Source organism: Burkholderia seminalis DSM 23518 (assembly GCF_902832885.1).
Lineage (GTDB): Bacteria > Pseudomonadota > Gammaproteobacteria > Burkholderiales > Burkholderiaceae > Burkholderia > Burkholderia seminalis.
In genome coordinates, this window is the sequence record NZ_CADFDK010000003.1 from 499,609 (window position 1) to 512,082 (window position 12,474).

Annotated in this window: 10 protein-coding genes; 4 read left to right on the forward strand and 6 right to left on the reverse strand. The window is 65.6% G+C overall.

Annotated elements, in window-relative coordinates:
- Positions 1-510: 510 nt before the first annotated feature.
- The 3 genes from HWX00_RS12840 to HWX00_RS12850 all read right to left on the reverse strand — a co-directional run bounded on the left by HWX00_RS12840 (position 511) and on the right by HWX00_RS12850 (position 2,836).
- Complete coding sequence (locus HWX00_RS12840) at positions 511-1,815, reverse strand: hypothetical protein (RefSeq protein ID WP_124669995.1); 1,305 nt, start codon at positions 1,813-1,815, stop codon at positions 511-513.
- Positions 1,816-2,178: 363 nt separating this feature from the next.
- Complete coding sequence (locus HWX00_RS12845; RefSeq protein ID WP_175027712.1) at positions 2,179-2,415, reverse strand: hypothetical protein; 237 nt, start codon at positions 2,413-2,415, stop codon at positions 2,179-2,181.
- Between the two features lie 34 nt (positions 2,416-2,449).
- On the reverse strand, positions 2,450-2,836 hold the full coding sequence (locus HWX00_RS12850; RefSeq protein ID WP_034191796.1) for a MerR family transcriptional regulator: 387 nt from the start codon (positions 2,834-2,836) through the stop codon (positions 2,450-2,452).
- Between the two features lie 88 nt (positions 2,837-2,924).
- Here HWX00_RS12850 and HWX00_RS12855 point away from each other — a divergent pair, with 88 nt between their 5' ends.
- The 3 genes from HWX00_RS12855 (at position 2,925) to HWX00_RS12865 (ending at position 5,226) form a co-directional block, all read left to right on the forward strand.
- Complete coding sequence (locus HWX00_RS12855; protein ID WP_175027711.1) at positions 2,925-3,833, forward strand: alpha/beta fold hydrolase; 909 nt, start codon at positions 2,925-2,927, stop codon at positions 3,831-3,833.
- Positions 3,834-3,898: 65 nt separating this feature from the next.
- Positions 3,899-4,381, forward strand: a complete 483-nt coding sequence (locus HWX00_RS12860) for a cupin domain-containing protein (protein ID WP_034191798.1) — start codon at positions 3,899-3,901, stop codon at positions 4,379-4,381.
- A 110-nt stretch (positions 4,382-4,491) separates the two neighbouring features.
- Positions 4,492-5,226, forward strand: a complete 735-nt coding sequence (locus tag HWX00_RS12865) for an ABC transporter substrate-binding protein (RefSeq protein WP_175027710.1) — start codon at positions 4,492-4,494, stop codon at positions 5,224-5,226.
- A gap of 79 nt (positions 5,227-5,305) precedes the next feature.
- On the opposite strand, the gene uvrA is transcribed toward HWX00_RS12865, so the two are convergent.
- Both uvrA and HWX00_RS12875 read right to left on the reverse strand, forming a co-directional pair.
- Positions 5,306-11,200: an excinuclease ABC subunit UvrA gene (gene uvrA / locus HWX00_RS12870; RefSeq protein ID WP_175027709.1), complete on the reverse strand. Its 5,895-nt coding sequence runs from the start codon at positions 11,198-11,200 to the stop codon at positions 5,306-5,308.
- A 223-nt stretch (positions 11,201-11,423) separates the two neighbouring features.
- Positions 11,424-11,642 carry a DUF3820 family protein gene (locus HWX00_RS12875; protein WP_175027708.1) on the reverse strand — a complete coding sequence of 73 codons (219 nt, stop codon included), beginning with the start codon at positions 11,640-11,642 and terminating at the stop codon, positions 11,424-11,426.
- A gap of 162 nt (positions 11,643-11,804) precedes the next feature.
- Here HWX00_RS12875 and HWX00_RS12880 point away from each other — a divergent pair, with 162 nt between their 5' ends.
- A complete protein-coding gene (locus HWX00_RS12880) occupies positions 11,805-11,993 on the forward strand; it encodes a hypothetical protein (protein WP_034192021.1) in 189 nt (62 codons plus the stop codon).
- Positions 11,994-12,072: 79 nt separating this feature from the next.
- Here the strand turns inward: HWX00_RS12880 and HWX00_RS12885 are convergent, their stop codons facing one another.
- The gene (locus tag HWX00_RS12885; RefSeq protein WP_175027707.1) at positions 12,073-12,468 is read right to left on the reverse strand and encodes an outer membrane protein assembly factor BamE; all 396 of its coding nucleotides are present in this window, start codon (positions 12,466-12,468) and stop codon (positions 12,073-12,075) included.
- Positions 12,469-12,474 lie beyond the last annotated feature (6 nt).

The following is a 12,474-nucleotide window of genomic DNA, read 5'->3' on the forward strand; positions in this document are numbered from 1 at the left end:
AGACAGGATGCTCGGAAAATACGTCGAGGCGCGCGTGATACGTGGTCGTAGCAACGTGAGCGCCTCGAACGATAAACGCATCGCGTCGTGCCCCCGATATCGGCGCGACGGGTATAACGCGCCATCAGGTCGCCGTTCGGGACCGACCAGCTGCATCGCTGCGTGAAGCTGCACGCCGATAGGTGTCAACTCGCCCGGGACGCACTTGCACGGCGGACAGTCGCGGTCACGCGTTCGGCGGAGCCTGAGTTTGGCTGCGCAGGCATGCTGTCGTGATACGCAGGCATCTCGTTATCATGCCGTTCGGCGATGTCTGCAAGTAACCCCGCACAACATCGAGTGTCCGCGCGGAGCCGGGGCGAAAGGCTCCTTGCGGCCCGGATCAGCCTTTCAGCTTTGTATGCCCAAAATCAGCAAGCTGCTCCATAGCGACAGTGTCGCTTGCCCTCGCGCGTACCGCTCAACGACGGCAGGCATATCGCTTGGATGGCGAGCGGGCTTTATTCAAAGTTATCCTTTCGCGGCAGGTAACGGCTCATCAACATCAGCGGATTCCGTTTTTGCTTTCGACTTTCCCGCGATGTCGATCACTTTCGCCCGGAGCTCGGGCACCAGCTCGACCGCTTTTTCGAATGCCTTGGAATGAACCAGCTCGTGCCACGGACTCCCGTGATTCTTTTCATCTGCTAGCAGACGCAGCGGTGCTTCCTCCATCCGCGACAATGTGGATGCAAACAGGCGATTTTCAAACGCAGGATCAATTCTTACAGCCTCCTTCCGGTACCCTTCGTACGCTTTGGATACCGAAGCCTTAAATGCATAGTCCTCAGCCAATCGGAATCGTTGACCGATTTGCTTTGTTGCCAGCCATGCAAACCAAAAAGGCGCACCGACGCTTACCAGTGATACGCCGAGGTGCAGAGCAATAGCTCCCCAAGTCGGTGTGGCGCTTGAGAGAAGCCCGTTCAAAGCACGAACACGTTCGTACCCAATGACCGCCGCCATTGCTAGCGTGAGCAACAAGCTACCGGTCCACCATCGAATGGAAACGTTAAGCTTGTTCGCGCGATCATCAAAGGCTCCTGCCAGTCCTTTGGATGTCGCAATTCGGTAAGCGTCTTCGCATTTTTCAACGACTGCTGCAGCGTCTTTTTGATGCTGCTGCATTGAGCGAGCCGCTTCCAAGATTTCGGCCAGAGCTTTTCTAGCTTCTTGCTGTGCCACCCGTGCATCAGCTTCGGATTGTTTGGTTCTCTCTCTTGCCTCGTGAAGCGCAGCAAGATCGATATCAAGAGACTCCGCTGCTGAATGAGCAGCCAGAATCTGTCCCACCTTCGTTTCCAAGTCGCCTGTTTTATCTTCGACCGAGCTGACCCGTGTTTCGGCTGCGTTGATCCGACGCTTCAACTGAGGAGGAATCGCATACAAGTCGGGATGTGTTGGCCACTGAAGCGCGTCGGTAAGCAAGGAATTCAGTGTCTCCAACAGGAGCAGCAACGCAGGCACTGCGTGGACAGCATTGCCACTAAACGCTTGAGGGACGGTATTTCCGATTGCGAAGTTGAGACCCTTGGTCATTCCCTGGATGCGCGCCGCAACGTCATCGGGGAGCTCGACGTCGGCCTGTTTTCGAATCCGGTTCGAAAGCGAGTTAATCAGGGCGACGATATCATCCCGACTCACTCCGACTATGTTCCAGCCAAATGCCTCGTTGAGTTGCCGCTGTTCAGGTACGTTCTTTATTGACGTTGCCATCGTATCGAGCGCAACGCAAAGAGCCAGCAGGTTTGGATCGAATGATTTTTCGTCAGCCATTTTGTTTCCCCGTTTTTTTAAGTTCGATTCGCGCGTCAAGGCCCGAAGCATCGCGAGATGCAAGTTTAAATCACCAACGGCACATGTTGTCCGAAAGCAACCTGAGCGCTTTCCCCTAGTCAGCGGTAGTCAAAGACGCCAAGGTGGCCATCGCTGTGTCAAGTGACAGCTTCCGATCATTAACTAGCGTTCGCAACGCGATTTCGAAGGACTGTTCCTGGCCGGCAGCCGACAGATGTACAGAACCGCTACAGCCCCCTGAGGCGACCATCAAGATTATGAAAGCGGACGCTCATCCTCGCGCATCGACTTGCCGATCCATTTAGACGCGCAGGCAATGCCAATTGACGATCATTCGACTACCTACCGCTGCCCGGTCGTTGATTTCCACACGAACGCGGCAATCCTTTCGACGATACCGTCCGCCAACAGGAGATCGGGATCAGAATAAGCCGCGAGGTTTGCTCGACGGTCAGCCATATGTACCGCTTTGAGCACGTGGTTGGCGTCGGCGACAAGCACGAGTTCAACGGCGGGATTTGCCTGTTTCAACCGTTGCGCATCCGCGGAGCCCACCTGAAGATCCTGCAATCCCTGCATGATGAGCACTGGCCTGCCCGCTCATTCCCGGACATCAATCCAACGGCGGCACGGCCCCCTCGGCCAAGGTCTTGAGCAACCGCGCGCGACGGCGTTCGAGATCCGCGATCTGACGTTCGATCGACGCCAGTCGTTTGCGCTGGGCATCAGTGGTTTCAGGGCATGCGCCCGCGCCTTCGATCATGCGCATGCAGTCGGGAAACGAACGAATCTCGGCCAGACTGAAACCCGTTGCGATCATCCGCTGAATCTGCCTGACCTGCGTCACCGCTGCGGCAGGAAACGCGCGGTAACCATTGCTCGCGCGAACGGACGTGAGCAGCCCCTGCTCGTCGTAATGACGGATCGAGCGCACGCTTGCGCCGGTCTGGCGCGCAAGCTCGCCAATGGTCAGCAGGTTTTGTCCGGGAGATCGAGTCATGGAAAAAGCATAGCAGCTTTCGCTTGACCCTCACATCAGTGTCAGGGTTGAAACTCGTGGGCATCTCAACGATTCTCGAACACCGATCATGCCCCACACCCTCTTGCGTCACGTGCTTTCAACACTGGTGGCCATGCTCGCCGCGCTTGCGGTGACATCTGCGGCCGGCGCCGCGACAACAAACTATACCGTGACCGCGCCGGACGGCGTCACCCTTGCCGTCCAGGAATCGGGAAACCCGTCCGGGCCGGCGATCGTGCTGATTCACGGCTTGCTCGGCAGTCATCTGAACTGGGATGCCCAGGTCGACAGCGCGCTGCTTCAGCGGTATCGCATCATCACGTACGACTTGCGCGGCCACGGCCTGTCCGGCAAGCCGGCGGGAACCGCCGCCTATCTCGACGGGCGGCGCTGGGCGGACGATCTCGCCGCCGTCATTGCGTCATCGCATGCGAACCGTCCGGTACTGGTCGGATGGTCGCTGGGTGGCGCCGTCATCTCGAACTACCTGGCCGCTCATGGCGATAGCCGGATCGCGGGAGCCGTCTATGTCGACGGAGTGATCGAACTGAAGGCGGATCAGCTCGTCGCCCATGCGGACATCTATCGCGACATGATCTCCGCGGACCTGAAGACGCACCTCGATGGCGAACGCGCATTTCTCGGCCAGTGCTTCCACACGCAGCCCGACACCGCCACGGCCGACCGGCTGCTCGCGAACGCGGCGATGGCTTCATGGGACATGCAGCGCGCGGTGCCGTCGATGACGGTGGCGGCGGCCGAAGGCCTCGGCAACACCCGCGTGCCGGTACTGCTGCTCTATGGCGAACGCGACGCGCTGGTGAACACCCACGGGGCGATCGCCCGTGCCAAGGCCATTGCGCCGCGCGTTCAAATCCGACTGTACGCGAACTCGGGCCATGCGCCTTTCATCGAGGAACCGGCGCGCTTCAATCGCGATCTGGCGGATTTCGTCGACCGTGTCGCGACGCACTGAGCGACCCGTGTCCACCCGGACGCCAAACCGCTACCATCGATGTTCGTCCCCACGGAGAACCGCCGATGAGCCGCCCCGATTTCATCAAGCACTGGACCGAACTCGAAGAACCCGATGCGCATTGCTATCGCGGCGATACCGAGCCGATGGCACTGGATGCCCCGCTTTCCGCCGCGCTCGGCATCACGCGCATCGGTATTCATCACGTGAGGCTGCTTCCGGGCCGGCGGACGTCGTACCCGCATGCCGAAAGCACCGAGCAGGAATTCGTGTACGTGCTCGAAGGCAAGCCCGACGTCTGGATCGACGGCGTGCTTCATCCGGTCGCCGAAGGCGATTCGGTCGCGTTTCCCGCGGGTACCGGCATCTGCCACACCTTCATCAACAATACGAAGGACGAAGTCCGGTTGATGGTGATCGGCGAACGCCCGCGCGACGACAACCGCATTCGCTACCCGCTCAACGAGGCCTATGAACGGACCCGCGCGGATCGCTGGGTCGACTGGCCCGACAGGCCGCTCGGCCCCCATGACGGGATGCCGGACTGACGTTTGCAGCGGCTCGCCCGCGGCATACCGGCCCGGGCCCGGGGCTGGTGATAAGCTGCGAGGCGGTACGCAATCGCATCCGCCCGCCCACGCCCCAACGAGAGCCCGTCATGCCCATCGCTTCCTCCGTCCGTTCCGCCTTCACCCCCACCGGCAAGCTCCGCGCGTCGATCAACCTCGGCAACCCGATCCTCGCGAACCGGGATCCGGCGACCGGCGAACCGTTCGGCGCCTCGATCGACCTCGCGCGCGCATTCGCCGAGCGCCTGTCGGCCGAGCTGGAACTCGTCGTATTCGACACCGCCGGCCAATCGGTGCAGGCGCTGACTGAAGAACGCGCCGATTTCGGCTTCTTCGCGGTCGATCCGCTGCGCGGTGAAACGGTTGCGTTCACCGCACCGTACGTGCTGATCGAAGGCTTCTATCTCGTACCCGACGCATCGCCGATCCGCACCAACGCGGACGCCGACCAGCCGCACAACCGCGTGGCCGTCGGCAAGGGCAGCGCGTACGACCTGTTCCTCACGCGCGAACTGAAAGCCGCCCGGATCGTGCGCGCACCGACATCGCAGGCCGTCGTGCCGACGTTTCTCGAACAGCATCTGGAAGTCGCCGCCGGCGTGAAGCAGCAGCTCGAAGCCGACGCCGCGAAGACAACCGGCCTGCGCCTGCTCGACGCGCGCTTCATGGAGATCCGGCAGGCGATGGGCGTACCGAAGAGCCGCGGCGAAGCCGCCGCCGCGGTGTTGAACGCCTTCGTCGAGGACATGAAGGCGTCGGGCTTCGTCGCCGAATCGCTGCGTCGGCACGGCATCGCGGGCGCATCCGTCGCCCCGGTCGCCTGACCGGACGCGCATGACGAAATGAAACGGCCGCGGTGTCCGGCAAGACACCGCGGCCGTCGACCGAATGGAAGCCCCGCGCTCAACCGACGCGCGCTTCTCCCTCGCGCTCGGCTTCCCCTTCGTCCGCCGTCGTGCGCGCCAGCACCGGCTTGAGCGCCTGCCCCGTATGGCTCGCGCCGACCTTCACGAGCGCTTCGGGCGGCGCCGCCGCGACGATCGTGCCGCCGCCCACACCGCCCTCCGGCCCGAGGTCAATGATCCAGTCGGCTTCCGCGATCACGTCGAGATCATGCTCGATCACGACGACGCTATGCCCCGCATCGACGAGCCGGTGCAGCACGCGGATCAGCTTCGCAACGTCCGCCATGTGCAGGCCGACCGTCGGTTCGTCGAGCACGTACAGCGTATGCGGCGCCTTCTGGCCACGCCGCGTGATGTCGTCGCGCACCTTCGTCAGCTCGGTGACCAGCTTGATGCGCTGCGCCTCGCCGCCGGACAACGTCGGTGACGGCTGGCCGAGCGTCAGGTAGCCGAGCCCGACGTCCTTCATCAGCTGCAGCGGATGCGCGATGTTCGAGATCGGCGCGAAGAATTCCACCGCCTCGTCGATCTCCATCGTCAGCACGTCGCCGATGTTCCGGCCACGCCACGTGACGGCGAGCGTCTCCGGATTGAAACGCTGGCCGTGACACACGTCGCACGGCACCTTCACGTCGGGCAGGAAGCTCATGCCGATCGTGCGCACGCCTTGTCCTTCGCACGCCGGGCAGCGCCCGTCGCCGGTATTGAACGAGAACCGCGACGCCGTATAGCCGCGCGCACGCGCCTCCAGGGTGTCCGCGAACAGCTTGCGGATCGTGTCCCACACGCCGATGTAGGTGGCCGGACACGAACGCGGTGTCTTGCCGATCGGCGTCTGGTCGACTTCGAGCACGCGATCGATCTGCTCCCAGCCGCTCAGCGACGCGCAGCCCTGCCACGCGTGCGTGACGTTCAGCGACGGCCGCGGCGCGCTGCGTGCGAGCACGCTCGAGCGGCGGTTGGCCGCCGGCGCGTCCTGCTGCGCGGCCTTGCGTGCGCGCCGTGTGGCGGGCGACGACAGCACCGAGCGGCCGACCGCGTCGAGCAGGTTCGTCATCAGCACGTCGCGCGCGAGCGTCGACTTGCCCGAGCCGCTGACACCCGTCACCGCGACGAGCCGCGCGAGCGGAATGCCGACCGTGACGTCGCGCAGGTTGTGCAGCCGCGCACCGTGCACGGTCAACCACGCTTCCGGCACGGCCGCGCCGCCCTTCTTGCCCGGCAGGCTCACGCTACGGCGCGGCTGCAGCGGATGCGTCATCGGCCGCGCGAGCAGCCGACCCGTGACCGAGTCGGCCTGCGCGGCGAGATCGGCGACCGCGCCCTGCGCGACCAGCGCACCGCCGCGCTTGCCGGCGCCGGGGCCGATGTCGATGATGTGATCGGCGCGACGGATCGTGTCCTCGTCGTGTTCGACGACGACGAGCGTATTGCCCTTGTCGCCGAGCTTGCGCAGCGCGTCGAGCAGGATCTGGTTGTCGCGCGGATGCAGGCCGATCGTCGGCTCGTCGAGCACGTAGCACACGCCCTGCAGGTTGCTGCCGAGCTGCGCGGCGAGCCGGATGCGCTGCGCTTCGCCGCCCGACAGGCTCGGCGCCGCACGGTCGAGGCTCAGGTAACCGAGCCCGACTTCCTCGAGGAATGCGAGGCGGCTGCCGATCTCGCTGACGATGTCGCGCGCGATCTGCGCGTCGCGCCCGGTAAGTTCGAGCGCGTCGATCCAGCGGCGCGTGTCCGACACCGTCCACTGCGCGACCTCGACGATCGGATGCGCGTCGAACGTGACCGCGCGAGCGGTCGGGTTCAGCCGCGTCCCGCCGCAGTCCGGGCACGGCTCGTTGCCGACGCCTTCCGGTTCCTGCTCGTCCGACGGCAGCGTCTGCTCGCGGCCGCGGCCGTCCTCGGCGAGTACCGTGTCGTCGTACGCGGCGCGTTGTTCGCGCGTAAGCGTGACGCCGGTGCCGACGCAGGTCGTGCACCAGCCGTGCTTGCTGTTGTACGAGAACATTCGCGGGTCCAGCTCCGGATAGCTCGTGCCGCATACCGGGCACGCACGCTTGACCGACAGCACCTTGACCGTGCCGACGCGCGCGGTCGAATGGTCGTTCCGCATCGCATCGTGCAGCCCGTCGAGCGGCGCGAGCAGATGCATCACGCCCTTGCCGAGCTCGAGCGTCTCGTCGAGCCTGCGGCGCAATTCGGCTTCGTTGTCCGGCGACACGACGATATCGGCGACCGGCAATTCGATCGTGTGCTCGCGGAAGCGGTCGAGCTTCGGCCACGGATCGACCGGCACGAACTCGCCGTCGACACGCAGATGCGTGCTGCCGCGCGCCTTCGCCCACTTCGCGAGATCGGTGTACACCCCCTTGCGGTTCACGACGAGCGGCGCGAGCAATCCGACGTGCTCGCCGCGATGATCGCGCAGCAGCTGCGCGGCGATCGATTCGACGGATTGCGACGTGACCGGCGTGCCGTCGTGGATGCAATGCTGCAGGCCGAGCTTCACGTACAGCAGCCGCAGGAAGTGCCACACTTCGGACGTGGTCGCGACCGTGCTCTTGCGCCCGCCGCGCGACAGCCGCTGCTCGATCGCGACGGTCGGCGGAATGCCGTACACCGCGTCGACTTCGGGCCGCCCGGCCGGCTGCACGATCGAGCGTGCATAGGCGTTCAGCGATTCGAGGTAGCGGCGCTGGCCTTCGTGGAACAGGATGTCGAACGCGAGCGTCGACTTGCCGGAACCCGACACGCCGGTGATCACGTTGAACTTGCCGTGCGGAATGTCGACGTCGAGCGCCTTCAGGTTGTGCTCGCGCGCGTTGACGATCCGCACGACGTCCTCGCCCTCGATCGCACGGCGCTCGCGCGCGGCGTTCAGCACGGCCTGCAGCGGCACGCCTTCGTCGGCGAGCGCCGCCTCGGCGTCCATCGCGCGGTCGTACTGCAGCAGCGCCACGCCCGTGTGCGATTCGGCGCAGGCCTTCACGTCGTCGGGCGTGCCCGCGCACAGCACGAGGCCGCCGCCGTCGCCGCCTTCCGGGCCGAGGTCGATCAGCCAGTCGGCCGCGCGGATCACGTCGAGGTTGTGCTCGATCACGATCAGCGAATGGCCGGCCGCGAGCAGCTTGCCGAACGCCTGCATCAGCTTCGCGATGTCGTCGAAGTGCAGCCCGGTGGTCGGCTCGTCGAACATGAACAGCTTCGCGCGCGCGATGCGCGCCTCTTCCGTCGCGACCCGGCGCCCGTTGGCCGCCGCCGCGGATTCGGCGAGGAAGCCGGCGAGCTTCAGGCGCTGCGCCTCGCCGCCCGACAGCGTCGGCACCGGCTGGCCGAGCTTCACGTATTCGAGGCCGACGTCAACGATCGGCTGCAGCACGCGCAGCACCTCGGCGTCGGTCGCGAAGAACGCGGCCGCCTCGCTGACGGTCAGGTCGAGCACGTCGGCGATGTTCAGCGCACGGCCGTCGCGCTCGATGCGCACCTCGAGGATCTCGGCGCGGTAGCGGCTGCCGTCGCAGTCCGGGCAGCGCAGGTACACGTCGCTCAGGAACTGCATCTCGATGTGCTCGAAGCCCGAGCCGCCGCAGGTCGGGCAACGACCGTCGCCCGAGTTGAAGCTGAACGTGCCGGCGCCGTAGCCGCGCTGCAGCGCGAGCGGCGCCTTCGCGAACAGCTTGCGGATCTCGTCGAACGCGCCGACGTAGCTCGCCGGGTTCGAGCGCGTGGTCTTGCCGATCGGCGACTGGTCGACGAACACGACGTCGCCGACCTGGTCCGCGCCCGTCAGGCTGCGGTACGCGCCCGGCGACTCGGTCGCCTTGCCGTGGTGCCGCGCCATCGCCGGATACAGCACGTCCTGCAGCAGCGTCGATTTGCCGGAACCGGACACGCCCGTCACGCAGACGAGCCGCTGCAGCGGAATCTCGACCGTCACGTCGCGCAGGTTGTGTTCGCTCGCGCCTTCGAGCACGATGCGCGGCGTATGCGCGTCGACCGCCCGGCGCGCCCAGTTCGACGCGTGCGCGACCTGCTTGCGGCCGCCGAGATACTCGCCGGTCAGCGTGGGCGCGGAACGGATGTCGGCCGGCGTGCCGTCGTAGACGATCGTGCCGCCGCGCTCGCCCGGACCCGGCCCCATGTCGATCAGCCGGTCGGCCGCGAGCATCACCGACGGATCGTGCTCGACGACGACCAGCGTATTGCCCGCGTCGCGCAGCCGCTGCATCGCCTCGACGATCCGTGTCAGATCGCGCGGATGCAGCCCGATGCTCGGTTCGTCGAGGACGAACAGGGTTTTGGTCAGCGACGTGCCGAGCGCCGTCGTCAGGTTGATCCGCTGCACCTCGCCGCCCGACAGCGTGCGGCTCTGCCGGTCGAGCGTCAGGTAGCCGAGCCCCACGTCGCACAGGTATTTCAGGCGCGTGCGCACCTCGGCGAGCAGCAGCTTCAGCGCATCGTCGAGCAGCGCGCTCGGCAGGCTGATGCCGTCGAAAAAGCGCCGGATGCGCTCGATCGGCAGCAGCATCAGGTCGTGCACGGTCAGGCCCGGCAGCGCCTCGAGCTGCGCGCGGCTCCAGTCGACGCCGCGCGGCATGAAGCGCTCGGCCGGCGCGAGCACGCCGTCGGCATTCTCTTTCGAGCCGAGCCGCCATTGCAGCGATTCCGTCTTCAGGCGCGCGCCGCCGCACACGTCGCACGGCGTGTAACTGCGGTATTTCGACAGCAGCACGCGGATATGCATCTTGTACGCTTTCGATTCGAGATAGCCGAAGAAGCGCTTCACGCCGTACCACTGGCTCTGCCACTTGCCGTTCCAGTCCGGCGAACCGTTGACGACCCAGTCGCGTTCGGCGTCGGTCAGCTCGGACCACGCCACGTCGCGGCGGATGCCGGCCTTCGCCGCGTAGCGCATCAGGTCGTCCTGGCACTCTTTCCATGCGGGGGTCTGCATCGGCTTGATCGCGCCGCCGCGCAGCGTCTTGCGCGCGTCCGGAATCACGAGGCCGAGATCGACGCCGATCACGCGGCCGAAGCCGCGGCAGGTTTCGCACGCGCCGTACGCCGAGTTGAACGAGAACAGCGCCGCCTGCGGTTCCGCGTAGCGCAGGTCGCTGTCGGGATCGTGCAGCCCGGTGGAGAAGCGCCACACCTGCGGCTCGGCGACCGCATGTTCGGCCTCGGGGGCCAGCACGTATACGTTCACGCGGCCGCCGCCGCGCTTCAGCGACGCCTCGATCGCCTCGACCACGCGCACCTTGTCGGCCTCCTGCACGCGGAAGCGGTCGGCCACCACGTCGAGCATCTTGCGCGGCCCGGTGGGCGACGCGACTTCACGCTGCGCCTGCACGCGCGTATAGCCGCTCGCGGACAGCCACTGCGCGATTTCCTCGTCGGACACCGCTTCCGGCAATTCGACCGGGAACGTGACGACGACGCGCGGATCGTCCGCCCGCGTGCGAGCGACGAGATCCGCGTAGATCGTTTCCGGCGTGTCGTGCCGCACCTGCCGCGCGGTCTGGCGGTCGAACAGCTCGGCCGCGCGCGCGTACAGCAGCTTCAGGTGATCGTTCAACTCGGTCATCGTGCCGACGGTCGAACGCGAACTGCGGACCGGGTTGGTCTGGTCGATCGCGATCGCGGGCGGCACGCCGTCGACGCGCTCGACCTGCGGGCGGTCCATCCGGTCGAGGAACTGGCGCGCGTACGCGCTGAAGGTTTCGACGTAGCGCCGCTGCCCTTCCGCATACAGCGTGTCGAACACGAGACTCGACTTGCCGGAGCCCGACGGGCCGGTGACGACCGTCATTTCGCCGGTGCGCAGGTCGAGATCGAGGTTCTTGAGGTTGTGCTGACGTGCTCCGCGAATGCGGATCAGATTGCTGGATGACAATTTGCCTGCCCGTCTGAATGAGTTAGCCGGAATTCACGGTGCCGGAACGCTGCGGCGGATATCCGCAGGCGCGGCGCACGCGCCGCAAGGGTTGCACCTGTGCGGCTCGAGTTCGACGGGTACTATACTGTATATTCATACAGTTTTCCATGACGACCCTGCGGGCGTCATGGGCAGGCGTCCGGGGAACGGCCGGCAAGCGCCCTGGCGAAAGCGGCGTCGCTCACGACGAACGCGTGCGCAACGGTTCCAGCAAGTCCCTCAGGCCGTTGTGATCGATTTCGTGCATCAGCGCCAGCTGCCGGCCGATTTCGCCGCGCGGGAAGCCTTCACGGGTCAGCCAGTTGAGATAAGGCCCGGGCAGGTCGGCGATGAGCCGGCCCTTGTACTTGCCAAAGGGCATGGTGACGGTGACGAGGTGTGCGAGGTCGGCAGTCTGCATCCGCGTATTGTGCACGCCTTTGGGCCCGTATCGCGCGCCGGGCCGATGCGGCACGCGGCAAACCCGCCGGCCGCGGCCTCGCGAACAGGCCGCCACGAACCGCCCGCGCCCCTTTTCCGGCCTGCTAGACTGGAATTCCCCCTGCAAACGATGGAGGGCGTCATGTTGTCCGTCTACGTCGTGAAGACCGGCGAGCAGTTCCTCTGCACCGCCGAGGATGGCGATATCGGCATGGCACCGGCGGTTGAAGATGCCACGTCGTTTCGTTCGTATGAGGAAGCGGAAAAGGCGGCGCACGTGCATGCCGACCCCGGGTACGAAATCGTGGCCGTGTGCGTGCTCAGGCACTGACCCGACGCCCGGTGGCGGGCGCCGATGGACCCTGCGCCATCGACGCCCGCCGCCCGGCCCGAGAACCGGCCGTGCCGCGTCAGCCTGCGTTGCCCGCCGCCCCCATCCCGCCGAAGGCCTCGCACTCCGGCTTGTCCCACCGCGTCTTCGCGACGCGGCTATCCGAATCGAACCGCACCTGATACTGGCAGGTCGCGACCTTCCCCGCGTCGCGGAACTGGAACAGGTAGTTCCACGTCCGCACGTGGAAGATCCACTCGTGGAAATGCGGCGGGCCGAGCAGTTCGTACAGCTGGTTCTTCGTCACGCCCGGCTGCACCTGCGCCAGGTTCGCGAGATTCGGATACGTGCCTTCGGGCAGCGTGGCCGTATCGGGCGACGGGAACGGCGGATCGCCCTGCTGCGTGGCGCATCCGGTCAGGCCGGCGGCGGCGACCAGTGCGGCGGCCGCGAACTTTGCAAGATTTGCGTTCATGTTTGC